This window comes from Desulfotignum phosphitoxidans DSM 13687 (assembly GCF_000350545.1).
GTDB lineage: Bacteria > Desulfobacterota > Desulfobacteria > Desulfobacterales > Desulfobacteraceae > Desulfotignum > Desulfotignum phosphitoxidans.
Genome location: NZ_APJX01000003.1, coordinates 241,069 through 259,944, shown reverse-complemented (window position 1 = coordinate 259,944; position 18,876 = coordinate 241,069). Strand labels below are relative to the sequence as shown.

The following is an 18,876-nucleotide window of genomic DNA, read 5'->3' as shown; positions in this document are numbered from 1 at the left end:
GAGATCATCATGACACGCATACCATTGATTGCCGGCAACTGGAAAATGTTTAAAACCGGGCCTGAAGCCGTGGATACCGCCACTCACCTGGCACAAGCCTGCGCGGATGTGCAAAACAAAGACATCATGATTGCGCCGACCTATGTGTGTTTGCCCCTGGTGGCCACCGCCATTGCAGACACGTCCCTGCACCTGGGCGCCCAGAACCTGCACTTTGAAAAACAAGGCGCATTCACCGGTGAGATATCAGCAGACATGCTTGCTGCAGCAGGCGTGGAATATGTGATCATCGGGCATTCGGAACGGCGCCAGTATTTTTTTGAAACCGATGAGACTGTGAACAAAAAAATTTTGGCAGCGGTTTCAAACAGACTCAAACCCATTTTGTGCATCGGTGAAACACTGGCCCAGCGGGAAGCGGGAAACACATTTTTAACCCTTGACAAGCAGGTGGCAGATGGGTTAAAAAGCGTTGATCCGGAACGGTTGCAGGATCTGGTGATTGCTTATGAGCCGGTATGGGCGATTGGTACCGGTGAAACCGCCGGACCCGAACAGGTGGAGACCGTCCACCGTTTTTTGCGGACACTGGTTGACACAAAAATTTCATCGGACCTGGCACGAACCGTCAGAATTATTTACGGCGGATCTGTTAAACCGGACAATATAGCAACACTGATGTGCATTGAGGATGTGGATGGTGTGCTGGTGGGCGGCGCCAGTCTCGATGCCCGAATTTTCACCCAAATTGTAAAATATGATTGATAATAAACCATGACAACTTTGATCACAACCTTGCATGTTACCGTCTGTATTCTGTTGATCCTGATCGTGCTGCTTCAGAGCGGCAAAGGCGCGGAAATGGGCGTATCCATCGGCGGGGGCGGCAGTCAGACTCTGTTTGGCGCATCCGGCCCGGCCTCCATACTGACCAAAATCACCACGGTCGTTGCCATCGTGTTCATGGTGACCTCTCTGACCCTGGCGTATTTTTCGGGTCACAAGGCAGAGAAAAGTATCATTACAACCCAGTCGGCACCTGTTCAGCAGACAGCTGATCCGGTTTCCGAGTAGATTTCAAGATATGCCGGCCGAAGTGGTGGAATAGGTAGACACGCACGCTTGAGGGGCGTGTGGGGCGACCCGTGGGAGTTCAAATCTCCCCTTCGGCACCATTATTTGACAGCCATGGGCAGCAATGTTCATGGCTGTTTTTATTTGAGCGTTCTGCAGGGCTGTACAATCTCTTGATTTTTTTGGAAGTCTGCTTACATTGAACAATTATGAAACAAACACAGACCATACGGGCACAAGATCCCAAAAAGATAGAAAAAGAACTGGGAGAATTTTTAAATAAAAAATTCGGCGGCAATGTCCGGATCATTTCTCCCACAGCTCAGCCCCAGAAATCATCGGTAAACGGTAGCGTACCGAACAAAGGGAAAAAAGAGCTGGTGGACTTCACCATCAAACCGGCAGAACTGATTGCCTATCTGGATCAGTATGTGGTCCGGCAGGCTCAGGCTAAATCGGTTCTGGCCACGAAAATATGCACCCATTTCAATCGAATCCGGCATCAGGAAACCCGCGAAGACAAAGGATCTAAAATCACGGGCAATATCAAATCCAATATTCTGATGCTGGGGCCCACCGGTATCGGAAAAACCTATCTCATCAAACTCATTGCCAGAAAAATCGGCGTTCCTTTTGTCAAGGCGGATGCCACCAAGTTTTCGGAAACCGGATACGTGGGCGGGGATGTGGAGGATCTGATCCGGGATCTGGTCAAGGAGGCGGAGGATGATATTGAACTGGCGGAATGCGGCATCGTGTATCTGGATGAGATCGATAAAATTGCGGCCAGTCCCGATGTCATTGGCGCCCAGGTTTCCAGATCCGGGGTCCAGCGGGCGTTGCTTAAACCCATGGAAGAAACAGAAGTGGACCTGAAAGTCCCCCATGATCCGGTATCCATGATGCAGGAACTTGAACGGTTTCAACGGACCGGAAAACGCGTGGTCCGGCGGGTGAACACAGCCAATATCCTGTTTATCCTGAGCGGCGCGTTCACCGGGCTCACCGACCTGGTCCGGCAGCGGTTGACCCGCCAGACCATCGGGTTCAATTCCCGGCTCAGCAGTACGGATGATGATACTTCCCTGCTGAAACAGACCCGGGCCGAAGATCTGGTCAAGTTTGGTTTTGAATCCGAATTTATCGGACGAGTTCCTGTGCGGTGCATTCTGGAGACGTTAAGTGAAACGGATCTGTACACCATTCTTAAAATGCCCAACAACCCGGTGATATTGAACAAACGTCTGGATTTTGCCGCATATGGCATTGACATTGTTTTTGACGATGATGCATTGACAGTTTTAGCGCACCGGGCGTTCAAGGAAAATACCGGTGCCAGAGGCCTGGTATCGGTGGTGGAAGATGCATTGCTGCCTTTTGAAGAAAAACTGCCGTCCTGTCGGATTTCCCGTCTGGTGGTGACCAAGCAGGTGATCAACGATCCTTTGGGCACGTTAAAGGATCTGCTCAGCGATACCCCGGCATATGACTGGGAATCGCTGCACAAAAAAGCGTCGGAAACCCAAATCCAGTATATCACCCAGTATATCCAGGAAAATGCGGACACCCTGGTTGCCACCCATGGGTTGAATTTATCTGCGGCCCGGTGTGAAATGGCCGCCCGGTATTTCCATGCCCATGTGCTGGAAATCGATGACGCTGTCAGCCGCATTACAACCCATTATGATACAATCAAAGAGATTGAACGGGAATCGTCCAGAAACATGGGACTTGACATTATTTTTGAGGAAGATGCCATTGATTTTCTGATGCTACAGATCCTGGATCACGGGGCGTCTGCCGACGATATTTTATCCAAACTTCACAACGCGTTTTATGACGGGCTGAACCTGATCAAAGAAAAAACCGGCAAACACCGGTTTTTTATAACAAAAACAGATCTGCAGGACAGTGAGGCCTATCTGAACCAACTTATCAGGAAAGAAATCAAATGATTGGAATTTCAAAACTGTATTGTGCCACGGTGGAGCCCTCGGACACGCTGCGCTATTCGCGTCAGTCAGGATCGCTTCCTTCTCACCTGCTCCAGTTTTCCATTGACAAGAAACCCGTGGTGGTCTGGAACATGACCCAGCGGTGTAATTTGAAATGTGTACACTGTTACGCCCGGTCTGAAGACATTTGCTATGACAACGAACTGAACCGGGATCAAGCCCTTGCCATGATGGATGATCTGGCGGATTTCGGTGTGCCGGTACTGCTGTTTTCCGGCGGCGAGCCTCTGGTACACCCCCGGCTGGTGGAATATGCCCAATATGCCGTATCCAAGGGGATGCGGGCCGTGATTTCCACCAACGGCACCCTGATCACCAAAGAAAAAGCCAAAATACTCAAAGACATCGGCTTGTCCTATGTGGGCATCAGTCTGGACGGGCTGGAACCCACCCATGACATGTTCAGGGGCGTGCCCGGATCGTTCAAACGGGCCATGGCCGCCATTGAACACTGCCAGGCAGCCGGCATCAAAGTCGGATTACGGTTCACCATCAACAAGCGCAATGTCAAAGACATTCCCGGTATTTTCGATCTTCTGGAAGAAAAAAACATTCCCCGGGCCTGTTTCTATCACCTGGTGTATTCCGGCCGGGGATCTGAGATCGCCAAGGAAGACCTGACCCATGAGGAAACCCGGCAGGTGCTGGATCTGATCATGGACCGGACAAAAGACCTGCACAACCGGAACAAGCCCAAGGAGATTCTGACCGTGGACAACCATGCGGACGGGCCTTATCTTTACCAGCGGCTTTTAAAAGAAGACCCCAAACGGGCGGCCGAAGTGCTGGAGCTTCTGGAAATGAACGAAGGCAACAATTCAGGACGAGGCATCGGATGCATTTCCTGGGACGGAGAAGTGTATCCGGATCAGTTCTGGCGGGAAAAATCATTGGGCAATATCAAGGATCGCCCGTTTTCACAGATCTGGACAGATGAATCCAATGAATTTCTGATGAAAATGAAAGAAAAGAAAAAACATGTCAAAGGCCGGTGTGCCACCTGCCGGTGGCTGAATATCTGTGCCGGCAATTTCAGGGCCAGAGCCGAATCCGTGGCCAACGACCCCTGGGATTCAGATCCGGCGTGCTATCTGACGGACCAAGAAATTTCAAAGGAGAAATAAGATGCTGTTTCCCGATTACAGACCCCGGCGGATGCGGGCCACACCCACCCTCCGGCGCATGATCCGGGAGACGCTTCTCTCCCGGAACGATCTGATTCAACCGATGTTTGCCATCCCAGGCAACAAGATCAAAAAACCCATTGAATCCATGCCCGGTCATTTTCAGATGTCTGGTGATTATATTGTCGAGATGGCAAAACAGGCCAAAGAGGCGGGCATTCCCGCCATCATTCTGTTCGGTATTCCGGACAAAAAAGACCCCTTGGCCACCCGAGCCTATGCAGATGACGGGATCGTCCAGAAAACCGTGGCCAAAATCAAAGATGCGGTATCGGATCTTACCGTGATCACGGATGTGTGTCTGTGCGGTTACACAGATCACGGCCATTGCGGGGTGGTGGATAACGGCATCATCGACAATGACGCATCTTTGGACCTGCTGGCAAAAGTGGCGCTGTCCCACGCCAAAGCCGGCGCCGACATGGTGGCCCCGTCCGACATGATGGACGGCCGGGTCGCAGAGATCCGCCAGACACTGGATGAAGACGGATATGATCACATACCGGTCATGTCCTATGCCGTGAAATATGCATCCGCGTTTTACGGGCCGTTTCGCCAGGCCGCCGACTCATCCCCGCAGTTCGGAGACCGGAAAACCTATCAGATGGATCCGGCCAATGCCATGGAAGCTATCAGAGAAGCCACCATGGATATTGAAGAAGGGGCGGACATCATCATGGTCAAACCGGCCCTGGCCTATCTGGACATTATTTTACGCCTGAAGCAGGAAATCGATCTGCCCATTGCCGCGTACAATGTATCCGGAGAATACAGCATCATGAAGGCGGGAGAAATGATGGGATGGGTGGATGCCACCGCATTGATTCTGGAAACTCTGACTGCGATCAAACGGGCCGGGGCGGATATGATCCTGACCTATTCCGCCATTGACGTGGCCCGCGCTCTGGAGGCATCATGACCCATCCCGGAACCCATCACCAACCGTCTTTTGTCCATGGCGGCAAGACCGATCACCCTGCCGGCGCGCATACCCTGCGCCTGGTGGCATGGGAAACCACCCGGCGCTGCAATCTTTCCTGCAAGCACTGCCGGGCCGTGGCCGAAGATCACCCCTATGAAAACGAACTGACCACCCGGCAAGCGTATACCCTGCTGGATCAGATCCGGGAAGTGGGCACGCCCATCATTATTCTCACCGGCGGAGAGCCGCTGCTTCGAGAAGATATTTTCGACATTGCCGCCTATGGCAACCGTATCGGACTGCGCATGGTCATGGCCCCCAACGGTACATTGCTCACACCTGAAATTGTCGAAAAACTCAAGCAAAGCGGCATCCAGCGAATCAGCGTAAGTCTGGACGGAGCCTCCCCGCAAACCCATGATGATTTCAGGGGGTTGGATCACGCGTTTGATGATGCGATCCGGGGAATCAAGTTTGCCAAAGCCGCCGGCCTGGAGTTTCAGATCAACACCACCATTACCAAAACCAATCTGAAAGAAATCCCTGCCATTCTGAAGCTGGCCGAAGATCTGGGTGCTGTGGCCCACCATATTTTTCTGCTGGTGCCCACAGGCCGGGGAAAATATATCGTGGATTCAGGCATTGATGCCGTCGAATATGAGCAAACCCTGAACTGGTTCTATGACCAGCGGGATAAAACCCCGCTCCAGTTGAAAGCCACCTGTGCCCCCCATTATTACCGGATTCTGCGCCAGCGGGCGCACGCCGAAGGAAAAACCGTGTCTTTTGAAAGCCATGGTCTGGATGCGGTCACAAGGGGATGTCTGGCCGGCACGGGTTTCTGCTTTATTTCCCATGTGGGCCGGGTGCAGACCTGCGGATTTCTGGATGTGACCTGCGGCAATATCCGGGAAGCATCGTTTAAAGATGTCTGGGAAAACTCCCGGGTGTTCAATGAATTAAGAGAGTTTTCTAATTTGACGGGTAAATGCGGTGCATGTGAATACAAGCGGGTCTGCGGCGGTTGCCGTGCCCGGGCCTATGAAGCCACGGGCAGCTACCTGGCCGAAGAACCGTTGTGTACTTACCAGCCTTCAAAAAAAGCGTGACATCACGGATTTTGATCATTTGATCTTTTTTTTGTGCGCATGTCAATAGCATTCAATGTCAGGGTGATGGGCCGGTCTTCCGCAGACCGGCTGTCACACCGCACCGGCCCGGGTTTCCGGAAATGATCCGCACCCGGTTTGGCTGCCAGCCATTTTTCACGCATTCCTTTAAATACCCGGAATGCATTGGATGACAAATCCACCAGACTTTTTTCCATGACCAGTTCCAGCCGGCCTTTGCGTTCTTCCAGATGCATCAGCCGGGCAATGGGAATGCCGATGGGTTCCCAGTTTTCAAACGGCTGTTCCAGATTTTTAATGGCTGCCATCTGGCCGGTTTTCCCATGGGCCATCAAATGAAACGCGGTCATGCCCAGGTTATAGGTATAATGACAGTCAAACGCGGTGGGATCGCAACCCCGGCCGTCATATCCATAAAAATGGGTCTGAATTTTGAAATCCGGTTCCGACCGCCGGAAAATTTCTTTGACCGGACCGGGAATCTCCTGATCCGGTTCCAGAAGTCCGGCAGTGACCAGGGCCTGTTTCAGGGTTTTCAATGACATGATGCCCGGTTTGACCAGAAGATAGACTGAATTTGGATCGTTGAACAACGCCGGGGCAAACCGGTCGGGATCCAGATTCCGTGACCGCATGAAAGACTGGTAATAGGACTGGCTGATACCGATTTTATAGCGGCCCTGTTCTTTGAGCGCCCCTAAATATTCCTTGACCATATCCATGATAATTTTTTCCGTTCTGACCTGGGAAAACTGGAAATTGCCGTGGAAATCCCGTTCCACCAGAAGCCCGGCCTGAAAAAAATCCGGCAGTTGATTGAACAGCTCATCATCTCTTACGTTCCAGATGGGGAATGGATGGCTGTCCATCATCCCCTGGCTGATGCGGCGCAGATAATCCAGTTTTTCATTCAAAGTCGGAAAGGTTCGATGAAAATCCAGATCATGAATGGTGTTGAAATCCGCGATAATTTTGTTGAGCTTGATGATGAATATCTGGATCTCATTGATAAATTCCAGAATCCCTTCCGGAATGATCATGATCCCGTAATTTTTACCAAATGCCGCACGCCGGACAATGGCATCACAGATCACCCGGGACAGATGGCGCAGCGTGATCCCGAAGGCGGTAAAATCCGTTTCCCCGGTCTCCTGCGCTTTTTTAAGGCGTTCTTCATCCGTGTACGCAGCCAGTTCTTCGCCGATGAACGCCAGATTGGCATGGGTCTGCAACGCCGCCTCCAGGGTCAGGTGGCTGGCCACCCGGCCCATGACCTTGCACACATGCCAGTATTTCACATCTGATGCGGCATCCGATGCCAGATGACTGATATTCTGGGCAAAAGATCTGGCGGCGGAATGAAACCCGAACGGAACCGCCAAAAGGCAGGTACCGTCATCGCTTTTCACCTGAATGTCCCCGTCAATAGTTTTGGGGACCCCGACCACATGAATGCCGGCAGACTTGAAATGCTGGGCTAAAAATGCGGCATTGGTGTTGGAATCATCCCCGCCGATGATCACGATCCCCTCCAGATTCAGGGATTGACAGGTTTTTAAGGCCTGATCCATTTTTTCAGACGTATCGATTTTGGTCCGTCCGGTCCGGATCATGGAAAACCCGCCCATCTGCCGGTGCGCATCCACCATTTTTTCAGTGATTTCCACACAACTGGATTCCAGCAGACCGTCGGGTCCCAGCACAAACCCGTATAAACAGGAATCCGGATGATTGGTTTTCATGGCATCATACAACCCGGCAATCACGGTGTGCCCCCCGGGTGCCGGTCCTCCGGAAAACACCACACCAATCCGCCGGGGTTTGCAGAATGCCTTTTTTTCCTGTATCGACATGTCCGGCCGGACAGCCACTTTTTGAACACAATTATCAATAATGCCGGGCAGCATTCGCCGGGCTTCAGAATTATCGGCAAACCGGTATTGAGGCTGGTCTGTCATTTCTGTAAGACCGGTGTCTAAAACAGCAATCCGTCTGGGCTTAAACGTCTGTCGTTCTTTGGTTTCCGAATTTGTATCCAACGTCATCTGCCGGGTTACCGGATGATCGAGCAGTGGTTCAATGGCATCCTCAAAGGTCATATTGACTCCTGTTTAAAAATGGTTTCACCTTGGCATTATCAGATCTCAATTTACCGGCCCGTTCAAGGAAAGTAAAGAAATTCCTGACAATTCAATCCATGGGTTTACAGGGTTGATTTGATCTTTCAAACATTGTAAAAGAGCGGTACACAAACCGGTTATCAAAAAATCTGCCCATCACAAGGAGACACCTGCGTGGTATTCAATTTTTTCAAAAGAAAAACCAGAGATAAAGAGCAAGAAAAACTGAAAAAACAAGCACAGCTCAAGGAACAGGAGCGGCTCAAAGAACAAGAGCGGCTCAAAGAACAATCGCGTCTGAAAGAACAAGAGCGACGTGAAGAACAAGAAAAAATAAATGAGCAGGAACGATTGATAGAACAAGCCCGGCTCAAGGAGGCGGCTCGATTAAAAGAGCAGGCCCGCCTTAAAGAAGAGGAAGAACGCAGGACCCGGGAACAACGTGAAGAACAGGAACGGTTGAAGGAAGAAGAACGACGTAAGGAAAATGAACGGGTCAAAGAAAAACTACTGTCTGAAGAACCGGACAAAAAAGGAATATTCAGCCGCCTAAAATCCGGCCTGACCAAAACCCGGGAAGTCCTGAACACGGATATCAATGACCTGTTCAAATCCAGCCGCAAAATTGACGACGCCCTTTTTGAGGAACTGGAAGAGGTGTTGATTACCGCAGATCTGGGCATGGACATCACCATGGAAATGATGGACCGGATCCGGAAAAAAGCCGGCCGCCTGTCCACGGCGGACCAGCTCAAAGCGGTACTTAAACAAGAACTCATTGCTCTGTTTCCCGGCAAAGAAGATCCTGAAACCGTCCCTGCCCTGCCCCGGCCCCATATCATCATGGTAGTGGGTGTCAACGGCACCGGCAAGACCACCACATTGGGCAAACTGGCCACCCGGTTCACCCGGGAAAATAAAAAAGTGCTCATTGCCGCTGCGGATACGTTCAGGGCTGCCGCCATCGAACAGGTGGGGATCTGGGCGGATCGGGCCGGTGCCACCATCGTACGCCATAAACAGGGCGCAGATCCGGCTGCCGTGGCCTATGACGGGGTGGAAGCCGCCATGGCCCGGGGCATGGATGTGTTGCTCATTGACACGGCCGGCCGGCTCCATACCCAGAAAAACCTGATGGAAGAGCTGAAAAAGATCAAACGCACGGTGGAAAAAAAAATGCCCGGTGCCCCCCATGAGGTGCTCATGGTGCTGGATGCCACCACCGGTCAGAACGCCATTTCCCAGGCAAAAATGTTCCATGAGGCCGTGAACCTGACCCAACTGGCGTTGACCAAACTGGACGGTACGGCCAAAGGCGGGATTGTGGCGGCCGTGGCCGGAACCCTGCACCTGCCGATCCGGTACATCGGTGTGGGAGAAAGCATGGATGATTTACAGGAGTTTGACGCAGTCCGGTTTGTCAATGCCCTGTTTGATTAAGCACAGGGTATAATTCATTATAAAAATTTATGTATGCATTGATTTGATTTATTCATACCACGAAGCGCACGAAGGACACGAAGAAACCCCTCCTTGGTGTCCTTCGTGCGCTTCGTGGTAAAAGGATTGGACAGATCTGAAAGGAGCAACCGTGTTTGGCATTGAAAATTATGCCGGGTTTCTGGCGGCCGCCATTATACTGAACCTGACCCCCGGGACCGACACCCTGTATATTCTGACCCGGAGCATTGCTCAAGGGTCCCGTGCCGGACTGGTGTCTGTGGCCGGGATCATGTCCGGGTGCGTGGTGCATGTGCTGGCCACTGCATTTGGCTTGTCTTTGATTTTGTCCACATCGGCCACGGCCTTTTTTCTGGTAAAATGGGCCGGTGCGATCTACCTGATTTTTCTGGGCGTCAAGGCCCTGACCACCCGGACACCGGCATTTGAAAACCAGAACCGCCGATTTTCACACAACGATTTGATCACCATTTACAGGCAGGGAATGATCACCAATATACTCAACCCCAAAGTGGCATTGTTTTTTCTGTCTTTTTTACCCCAGTTCATCAATCCGGACCATGCATCAGGCCCTTTGCCGTTTCTGGTTCTGGGCGGGACATTTCTTGTCACCGGTACGCTGTGGTGCCTGATGTTAACCCGGGCTGCCACCCGGATGACCCATATGCTTCGGGAAAATACCGGCATCGGCATCTGGATGCAGAAAATATCCGGCATCGTTTTTATCGGATTCGGCGTGAATCTGATCTTAAATTCCCGATAATGATGGTTGAGCAACGCCCAAAAAAAGAATTTTTGAAACCAATGAATTCAATGGGTGAAAAACTTTCTGCGCATCCGGTCAAAGTGATCGGTCAGCACTTTTCTTCGAAACGCTCCCATGGCTTTTGTGTCCCGTCCGGGAATCAGGTCGGACAGCTTCCGGATCTCTTCCACCATACTGGAGACCTCTTCATTCCAGTCCCCTTTGTCCATGGCACCATACCACAACCGGAATGTCTGGGCATAAAGCCGATCGGAAATTTCTTTTAACACCGGATTGCCTGCAGCCTCATGAATCATGTTTCGAAGGTCGGTGTCCACAGCAACCAACGCTTTCCGATCTTTGTTGTCAAACAGGGCCGCACATCGCTCTTTAATCGTCTTGAGTACGATCCGATGCGAATCGTTGAGTTGATTCGCAGCCAGCTGGATTTCCAGGACTTCGCATTCAAACCGCACCTGGAACACATGCATGATTTTGTTGAATTCGATTTCCGTCACCATGCTGCCGGTTCGAGGAATAATCCGGACCAGCTGTTCCCATTCCAGACGGTTGAGCACATTTCGGACCGGTGACCGGCTGACCTCAAACTCCTGTGCCAGCACGTTTTCGTTGAGAATCTGACCGGGTTGATATTCCATGTACAGAATTCGATCCCGCAGGATATTAAACATGTTTGGTTTCATAATCCACTGCCTTGTTTGTTGCAGTCAGCATCCGTTTGAACCTGATTACGGGCGGATACACTTTTTATGGCCCGGTCCAATAAAAAAGCTTGACATGAAAATTCACCCACTGGTATACCACTAACAAGATTAATGATAAAAATAAAGGTATTTTTACAGAAATACAATTCTTTTCCACCCATAACACATCACCGGAGGGCAATGACAGTCTATCGCATCCATAGAAAAACCCAGGCCTGGTATGGAGAATCCATCGGCATCCTGATTCTGGATGCTGCCTATCCCTGCGTTCCCGGCAATGTGGGTAATGCCAGCACGTTTCCTTTTCCGGTCCGGTATGAAAGAGTGACCGGTGCTTCCATCGACCGGCTGCTCAACCAGCAGGATCCCACGTTGGCGGAACCGTTCATCCAGGCGGCAAAAAACATCCAGGACCAGGGTGTGAAGGCCATTACCGGCGCCTGCGGATTCATGGCCCTGTTTCAGCGGGAAGTGACCGCAGCCGTGGAAATCCCGGTCTTTTTATCCAGTCTTTTGCAGATTCCATTGATCTATCAGATGACCCGAAAACCCATCGGTATCATCACCGCCAATGCATCCAGTTTAAAAAAAGCCCATTTTGATGCCGTCGGCGTGACCCCGGACATTCCGGTGATCATCGCAGGCATGGAAACCCAGCCGGAATTTTCCAGCGCCGTACTCGAAGAAAAAGGGACCCTGGATTCTGATAAAGTTCAGGATGAGGTGGTTTCCACAGCCAAAACAATGGTGAACGATCATCCGGACATCGGAGCCGTGGTGCTGGAATGCAGCGACCTGCCCCCTTATGCCCATGCGGTTCAGGCCGCGGTACAGCGTCCGGTGTTTGACTTTTTCACCATGATTCAGTATATCCACACTAGCTTGGTAAGAACCCCTTTTACCGGGTTTATGTAACACAACCACATAATTTGCAAGGAGGAAGAGATGAAAAAAGGACGAAGGCTCATTCAGGGACTGATGGTGCTGACAATCAGTGCGATGCTTGTGACAGCCGCACCGATCCAGGCCAAAGCGGAAAAGACATTTAAATGGCAGCCGTCATCCTGGCTGTCCTCGGGCATCAGCTGGGATACCATCAATGATATCTCCAAAAAAGTGACCGAAAAGACCAATGGACGTCTGACCATGACCCCCAGCTCTCCGGGCGCCATCGTACCGGTGCCGGAACAGCTGGAAGCCGTAAGCATGGGTATTATGCAAGCCACCTTTATCTGGCCGGGATATTTCCCCGGACAGCTGCCTGTGGCATTTATGCATGGGGATTGCTTTGCGGCCCCGCATTCCATTGCTGAACTGCGGTATCTGTATGAAGAATACGAAGACGGCAAGATCATGAAGATCCTGAGAGACGCTTATGCCGAACATGGGGTCTATCTGGTGGGCAACCTCTACTGGACCCTGGACAACCTGATGATCTCCAAAGTCCCCATCAACGGCGTGGATGACATCAAAGGCAAAAAGTTCCGTTCCTCCGAACTGATTGCTCTTCAGCTGGCCGAACTGGGCGCCGGCACCATCTGGGTTCCCGGAGATGAAATCTACACCATGCTGTCCACCGGTGCTGTGGATGCCATCACCTTTTCCCATGCTGCTGACATGGTGGCCATGGGGTTCCATGAAGTGACCAAATACTGGATTAAATACCCCACCGCTGTGGGACCGGCTGCTGATGCCCTGATCGTGAACATGAAAGAATGGGAAGCAATGCCTCAGGATCTGAAAACCATTCTGGCCAGTGCGGTTGCCAACGGTTCATACAGAAACGAGACCGAAGCGGACAAAGAGATTGGCAAGGCCTGGGAATTTGTGGAAAAACAGGGCATTGAAATCATTGAATGGTCTGAAGAAGATGCGGTTAAACTGGCCGGCACCGCCCGGAAAGTGGTTCCTGAAAAATACCTCAAGGACGAATCCTTTAACGAAATTTTCAAAATCGTTGAAAAATGGGCCATGGAAATGGGGTACTGGGCAAAATAATAGCGCTCAAATCGTAGGAATCGGCTGAAAAGCCCAAAGAAACGATAAAGCCTCCTTCGTTCGCTGGTGGGGGCTTTATCGCTTCTGATGACAATCGATCATAGAAAGAGGTAAAAAATGAGACGTGTCCTGGCATTCATCGACAGTGTCAGCGAATGGAGCGGGAAGCTGGTCAGCTGGCTGATCATGTTCATCATGGGTTTCCTGCTCATTGAAGTGGCATTGCGGTTTTTATTCAACGCTCCGACCATCTGGATTCATGAACTGTGCATGCATTTGTTTGGATTCTTTTCCGTGCTTGCCGGGGCCTATGTTCTTCTGCACAAACAACACGTAAAAATCGATATTATCTACCTGCAGTTTTCCCCCCGGGTCCGGGCCGCCATTGATACGGTGACGTATATGATTTTTTTCATGTACATCGGGACCATGTTTTATTACGGCACTGTCCTTGCCATCCGGGCCGTGGAATTGAACCAGACCGTATCACCATCTCCCTGGGGATCTCCGATATGGCCCCTGAAAATAGCGTTGCCAGTTGCGGCCCTGTTGCTGCTGCTCCAGGGGCTGGCTGATTTCATCCGCACGGTTAACTTCGCTGTGACCGGAAAGGAGATGTCATGACTTTTGAATGGCTACCCATTATCGTTCTGGTCGCAGGGCTCATGTTCGGGCTGATCTCAGGGTTTCCCATGGCTTTCACCCTGGGCGGCAGCTCCATTGTGGCCTCCTGGATTTTCATCGGATTTGACAGTCTGCCTTATGTGGCCACCAATACATTCGGCATGATGACCAATGTGATTCTCATTGCCATGCCGTTGTTCATTTTCATGGCCTGTGTGCTGGAAAAATCCGGGGTGACCCATGATTTGTATAATTTCATGCACCAGCTTTTAGGGTCCCTGAACGGGGGCCTGGCCATGGGCACCATTGCCATCTGCGCCATCATCGCGGCCATGTCCGGGGTGAGCACCACCGGCGTGGTGACCATGGGAATTATCGCGCTGCCCATCATGCTTAAAATGAAGTATGACAAAAGCATCGCCATCGGCCCGATTCTGGCCGGCGGGGCTTTGGGCCTGCTCATTCCCCCCAGTGTGTCCCTGGTCATCTACGGCATGATCGCCCGGGTGTCCATCGGCCGCCTGTTTGCCGGTGCCATCATTCCCGGACTGATCCTGGTGTTCCTGTACATGGCCTATGTCGGGATCCGTTGCTACCTGAACCCCAGCCTGGGACCGGCCCTGCCCAAAGAAGACCGGGTCCCCTTTATTGAGAAGCTGAAACTGGCCAAGAGCCTGGTGCTGCCCGTGCTGATCATCGTTTCGGTACTGGGATCCATTTTCGCCGGGCTGGCCTCTCCCACGGAAGCCGCGGCGGTCGGGGCCGGGGGTGCGGTTCTGAGTGCCGCCATCAACCGGCGCCTGTCCTGGGACGTGCTCAAGGATGCCTGCTTCCGCACCATGTCCATCAACGGCATGATCATGTGGATCCTGTTCGGGGCCGCCTGTTTTACCAGTATCTTTTTCCGCACCGGGGGCCAGGGCCTGATCGGTGACATGATGCTGGGCCTTGAAAACAAATGGCTCATCTTTGGAATTATTATAGCCACCCTGATCGTTCTGGGGTGCTTCCTGGACGAGATCACCCAGATCATGATCACGGTGCCGGTGTTTCTGCCCATCATAGTCCATCTCGGATATGACCCGGTCTGGTTCGGGGTCCTTTTCATGACCCAGGTGCAGATGGATTATCTGACCCCGCCCTTCGGGTTCACCCTTTTCTATCTCAAGGGGGTGGCACCGCCCGAGGTGAGCATGGCGGATATCTACAAATCGATTCTGCCGTTCCTTTGCATTCAGCTGTTTGTGTTGCTGCTGATCCTGTTCTTTCCGCAGATCGTCCTGTGGCTGCCCGAAGAGGTGTTTGCCCTCAGATAAACACTGTAAAATCAGATATTCACAAGGTTAAAACCATGACACTTACGCTGGATTCCAGGCCACACATATCTGGAATCCAGCGTTTTTTTGTAAAAGGAAACCATCATGAATTTTACTCACAACATCACCACGGTTGACACGCACACCATGGGCGAACCCACCCGGGTGGTCACCGCCGGCATGGCGCATATTCCCGGAAACCAGATGATCGATAAAAAAAACTGGCTGTCTGAACACCGGGATCATATCCGGAAAATGCTCATGCTGGAACCCAGAGGCCACCAGGACATGTTCGGGGCCATCCTCACGGAACCGGTCACAGACGAAGCTGATGCCGGCGTGATCTTCATGGACAGCGGCGGATATCTGGACATGTGCGGCCACGGCAGCATGGGGGCTGTGGTGGTGCTTCTGGAAACCGGGATGCTGTCCGGAGACATTCAGGAAAAAAGCAACCTCCGGACCCTGGCTTTGGATACCCCGGCCGGCCTGATCCATGCCCGGGCTGTGATTAAAGACAACCGGGTGACCAGCGTCACCATCCAAAACCGGGACTCTTTTTTTTGTGAATCCATGGAGATCGAGCTGGATGCCATCGGCAAAGTCCCGGTGGATATTGCTTATGGCGGCAACTATTTTGCCCTGGTCAATGCCGATCACCTGAACCTGCCGGTGACACGTGTCCATATCGATGCATTGAAAGCCCTGGGGCTGGCCATTCGCGATGCGGTGAATCAGCGATTCCGCTTTAGTCATCCTGTTTCAGGCCAGCCGGCCTCCGTGGCATTGACCGAAATTTATGAAAACACAGATCCCCCCCGGAACATCGTGGTGTTCGGAACCGGGCAGGTGGACCGATCCCCCTGCGGCACCGGCACCAGCGCCAAAATGGCGTTTCTGCATCATAAAGGCCGGCTCAAACCGGAAGAACCCTATGCCTACCAAAGTGTATTCGGCACCCAGTTTATGGGAAAAATTTTAAGGGAAACCAGGGTGGGAGACCGGCCCGCCATTGTGCCGGAAATCACCGGCAATGCCTGGATCACCGGATTTCATCAATTTGTGGTGGATGCCACTGACCCTTACGCATTCGGATTCAACATCCAGGCGACCTGACCGTTCTGCTGTCATTGCCCCGGCAGTTGAAATTGCACAAGGCCATTGGGTCAATTTATGTTTGGGACAGGCGGCTGTTTGAAAACAAATGCTTCAGTTGATGCCATGAAACGGCAAACACACCTCATCGATCAGAGCCGGCAGTTGCGTTTGCCTGATGTTCAAAACCTTTAATGAAAACGCGATCCCATCCGTATTCATGCGTTCCAGCTCCTGTCCCATGACAAACCGGGAATAGATCAGATCGGCCAGATAGACCAGAGCGGTCAATTCCGGCTGTTTGTCTGCCAGTTCAGGTTCATGATGCCGGGCAATGGGATCATGCAGAATTTCGGGCAATGACCAGTCTTTGACAAGAGACATGCCAATTTCCGAGTGGTTGGTGTCAAAATACGCTTTTTCAACACTTAGAAAATCCTGGGCCTTACAAAAAATATCCCGATAAAAATAAGGCCGGAATTGCCCCACATACTGATCAAGAACCACTTTTCCGATATCGTGAAGCAGCCCGGCTGTATAGGCAACCGATGGGGATATCTGTCTGGATATCCGCTGTGCCATTTTTTCACAGGCCATGGCCATGCCAACTGAATGGGTGTAAAGCCCGCCTTTGCAAAGCGAGTAACCATGCGTTTCATCACAAAACACATCTTTCATGGTTGCGGATAATACCAGCTGCAAAAACTGTTTTTCACCCAGCAGGACCAGGGCACGATCAATGGAATCCGCTTTCATTTTCAAGCTGAAAAACACATTATTGCAAAGCTGAATGACCCTGGCACTGATCACCTGGTCCTGTCTGACCTGTTTTGCCATATCTTTCAGGCTGTCTTTATCATCATGAAGCATCCGCAACAGTTTGAGCACAACCTGGGGGATGGGTTTGATTTTTTGAATGGTTTCTTGAAGCTGGGCCGGTGTGGGCGGCAACAGTCCTGCCGACGTCTTGAAATCACCTGGATTCAGCAAGGGGGAAATGCCGGTTTCCCCTGATGACAGATCCATGCTCATCTTGCAGCCGAAAAATCCCCCGATTTCACGTTCTATCACAGGAATTTTTTCTTTTTCAAGCAGGTTACACACAATTTCAGCTGTCCGTCCACCAATATCCAGATCCAGGTCCAGCGGGGAAACCGGACCGATCAGCCCGCCTCCTGCCACGGTTGCCTTGAGCCGGGTTTTGTTAGCGCCCTGGTTGCAAAGTGCTTGAATGAACAAAGGAAGTCCGGTTTTGGCATATTTTTCAGGCTGCCAGGGGGTTCCCCCGTCAATGGGTTCCGGAAGAAGCAGATGCTGAAATCCTCCGACTTCTGCGACTGGATCCCACAATGCCACCCCCACACAACTGCCCAGATAGGCATCCAGGACAAGGGGCTGCTTTCTGGATATCACAAAACTTCCGGAGGACACAATCTGCCGCTGTCTGGCTGTCATCTCACTCACCAGTCCTTTCCGGATTCAGAAACGGCTTTCTGCTTGCAAGCCCCGGGAAGGTTTGCCGGGCAATTCGGGTTTCAGCGGGATCCATGGAGGTCGTTATGATCGCCTCTTCATCCCCGGCCCCGGCCAGAACCGTGCCCCAGGGATCTATCACCATGCTGTGACCGACAAACTGGATGTTGTTGTTCATCCCGCAGCAGTTGGCGCAAACCAGGTGACACTGGTTTTCCAGCGCCCGGACCCGGTTCAGCATAATCCAGTGCTCAAGCCGGGGATAAGGCCAGGCCGAACACACCAGAAACATCGTGGCGCCCTGATCCACCATGGCCCGGAACAGCTCGGGAAACCGCAGGTCAAAACAGGTGGCCATGCCCAGATATCCGAACGGCGTGTCCACGACCACGGGTGTGTCCCCAGGGGTCAGAATCTGTGTCTCTTGTGACTGAAATCCGAACAGGTGAATTTTCCGGTAGACCGCCAGAATGTCTCCATCTGCCGATACCAGCACACTGGTGTTGTACAGACGGTCTTTATCCTTTTCAACAAAACTGCCGGTGTGCAGCATCACATTCATCTCTTTTGCCAGGATTTTCAGGCGAGTGATCAGCGGGTCCTCCAGGGTCTGGGCATCGGCCTCATACCGGTCAAAGCACATGAATCCGGTCTGCCAGATTTCCGGCAATATCACCAGATCCGCATCCGGGCATGACCGAATGGCTTTTTCCGCTTTTTTAACCATGGCTTCCGGATCATTTTCAATCACAGAAAGCTGAATGGCGGCAATTTTCATGAGACCTGTCTTTGTATGATTCATATGATTGACTCTACTGTCATTTTTTGAGACATCTTTTTCTCTTGTATCGCCCTGAAACGTTGTTCATACCATTTTTTCTCAATGCCAACCATGATTATTTGCTTGGACCAATGAATTAAAATCAATGATTGCCTTTGATTCAAAATGATGTTTATATACAAACATCCTGTTTGAAACACTTTTATTCAAAGG

18 protein-coding genes and 1 tRNA gene are annotated in these 18,876 nt (G+C 51.6%); 14 read left to right on the top strand and 5 right to left on the bottom strand.

The window, feature by feature from the left end; all coding sequences use genetic code 11:
- The first annotated feature begins 9 nt into the window (after window positions 1-9).
- The 7 genes from tpiA (at window position 10) to ahbD (ending at window position 6,304) form a co-directional block, all read left to right on the top strand.
- Window positions 10-765: a triose-phosphate isomerase gene (gene tpiA / locus DPO_RS08685; protein ID WP_006965448.1), complete on the top strand. Its 756-nt coding sequence runs from the start codon at window positions 10-12 to the stop codon at window positions 763-765.
- 9 nt (window positions 766-774) lie between these two features.
- Window positions 775-1,074: a preprotein translocase subunit SecG gene (gene secG, locus DPO_RS08680; protein WP_006965447.1), complete on the top strand. Its 300-nt coding sequence runs from the start codon at window positions 775-777 to the stop codon at window positions 1,072-1,074.
- Between the two features lie 16 nt (window positions 1,075-1,090).
- Window positions 1,091-1,175 (top strand) — tRNA-Leu (locus DPO_RS08675).
- A gap of 108 nt (window positions 1,176-1,283) precedes the next feature.
- A complete protein-coding gene (locus DPO_RS08670) occupies window positions 1,284-3,029 on the top strand; it encodes an AAA family ATPase (RefSeq protein ID WP_006965446.1) in 1,746 nt (581 codons plus the stop codon).
- Entirely contained in the window at window positions 3,026-4,213 is a 1,188-nt protein-coding gene (ahbC, locus tag DPO_RS08665) for a 12,18-didecarboxysiroheme deacetylase (RefSeq protein WP_006965445.1), read from the top strand. Before DPO_RS08670 ends, ahbC begins: the two co-directional genes overlap by 4 nt.
- 1 nt (window position 4,214) lies before the next feature.
- Entirely contained in the window at window positions 4,215-5,192 is a 978-nt protein-coding gene (gene hemB / locus DPO_RS08660; protein ID WP_006965444.1) for a porphobilinogen synthase, read from the top strand.
- Window positions 5,189-6,304, top strand: a complete 1,116-nt coding sequence (gene ahbD, locus DPO_RS08655; RefSeq protein ID WP_006965443.1) for a heme b synthase — start codon at window positions 5,189-5,191, stop codon at window positions 6,302-6,304. The genes hemB and ahbD overlap by 4 nt, the downstream gene beginning before the upstream one ends.
- A 2-nt stretch (window positions 6,305-6,306) precedes the next feature.
- Here the strand turns inward: ahbD and DPO_RS08650 are convergent, their stop codons facing one another.
- Window positions 6,307-8,424 carry a 6-phosphofructokinase gene (locus tag DPO_RS08650; RefSeq protein ID WP_006965442.1) on the bottom strand — a complete coding sequence of 706 codons (2,118 nt, stop codon included), beginning with the start codon at window positions 8,422-8,424 and terminating at the stop codon, window positions 6,307-6,309.
- A gap of 195 nt (window positions 8,425-8,619) precedes the next feature.
- Between DPO_RS08650 and ftsY the strand changes: the two genes are divergently transcribed.
- Together ftsY and DPO_RS08640 are read left to right on the top strand one after the other, a co-directional pair.
- Window positions 8,620-9,885: a signal recognition particle-docking protein FtsY gene (gene ftsY / locus DPO_RS08645; RefSeq protein WP_006965441.1), complete on the top strand. Its 1,266-nt coding sequence runs from the start codon at window positions 8,620-8,622 to the stop codon at window positions 9,883-9,885.
- Window positions 9,886-10,036: 151 nt separating this feature from the next.
- A complete protein-coding gene (locus tag DPO_RS08640; protein ID WP_006965440.1) occupies window positions 10,037-10,669 on the top strand; it encodes a LysE family translocator in 633 nt (210 codons plus the stop codon).
- 47 nt (window positions 10,670-10,716) lie between these two features.
- On the opposite strand, the gene DPO_RS23870 is transcribed toward DPO_RS08640, so the two are convergent.
- Both DPO_RS23870 and DPO_RS25190 read right to left on the bottom strand, forming a co-directional pair.
- Complete coding sequence (locus DPO_RS23870; protein ID WP_006965439.1) at window positions 10,717-11,355, bottom strand: GntR family transcriptional regulator; 639 nt, start codon at window positions 11,353-11,355, stop codon at window positions 10,717-10,719.
- Entirely contained in the window at window positions 11,352-11,537 is a 186-nt protein-coding gene (locus DPO_RS25190) for a hypothetical protein (RefSeq protein ID WP_152427613.1), read from the bottom strand. The genes DPO_RS23870 and DPO_RS25190 overlap by 4 nt, the downstream gene beginning before the upstream one ends.
- 19 nt (window positions 11,538-11,556) lie before the next feature.
- Between DPO_RS25190 and DPO_RS08630 the strand changes: the two genes are divergently transcribed.
- From DPO_RS08630 to DPO_RS08610, 5 genes are all read left to right on the top strand, one after another.
- The gene (locus tag DPO_RS08630; protein WP_006965438.1) at window positions 11,557-12,291 is read left to right on the top strand and encodes an aspartate/glutamate racemase family protein; all 735 of its coding nucleotides are present in this window, start codon (window positions 11,557-11,559) and stop codon (window positions 12,289-12,291) included.
- Between the two features lie 30 nt (window positions 12,292-12,321).
- On the top strand, window positions 12,322-13,374 hold the full coding sequence (gene dctP / locus DPO_RS08625; protein ID WP_006965437.1) for a TRAP transporter substrate-binding protein DctP: 1,053 nt from the start codon (window positions 12,322-12,324) through the stop codon (window positions 13,372-13,374).
- Window positions 13,375-13,491: 117 nt separating this feature from the next.
- A complete protein-coding gene (locus DPO_RS08620; RefSeq protein WP_006965436.1) occupies window positions 13,492-13,998 on the top strand; it encodes a TRAP transporter small permease subunit in 507 nt (168 codons plus the stop codon).
- On the top strand, window positions 13,995-15,314 hold the full coding sequence (locus DPO_RS08615) for a TRAP transporter large permease (protein ID WP_006965435.1): 1,320 nt from the start codon (window positions 13,995-13,997) through the stop codon (window positions 15,312-15,314). The genes DPO_RS08620 and DPO_RS08615 overlap by 4 nt, the downstream gene beginning before the upstream one ends.
- A gap of 105 nt (window positions 15,315-15,419) precedes the next feature.
- Window positions 15,420-16,430, top strand: coding sequence for a proline racemase family protein (locus DPO_RS08610; protein WP_006965434.1), 1,011 nt, complete (start codon window positions 15,420-15,422; stop codon window positions 16,428-16,430).
- A gap of 93 nt (window positions 16,431-16,523) precedes the next feature.
- Here the strand turns inward: DPO_RS08610 and DPO_RS08605 are convergent, their stop codons facing one another.
- Together DPO_RS08605 and DPO_RS08600 are read right to left on the bottom strand one after the other, a co-directional pair.
- Entirely contained in the window at window positions 16,524-17,864 is a 1,341-nt protein-coding gene (locus DPO_RS08605) for an HDOD domain-containing protein (RefSeq protein ID WP_006965433.1), read from the bottom strand.
- Between the two features lies 1 nt (window position 17,865).
- Entirely contained in the window at window positions 17,866-18,684 is an 819-nt protein-coding gene (locus DPO_RS08600) for a carbon-nitrogen family hydrolase (protein WP_006965432.1), read from the bottom strand.
- Between the last annotated feature and the right edge of the window lie 192 nt (window positions 18,685-18,876).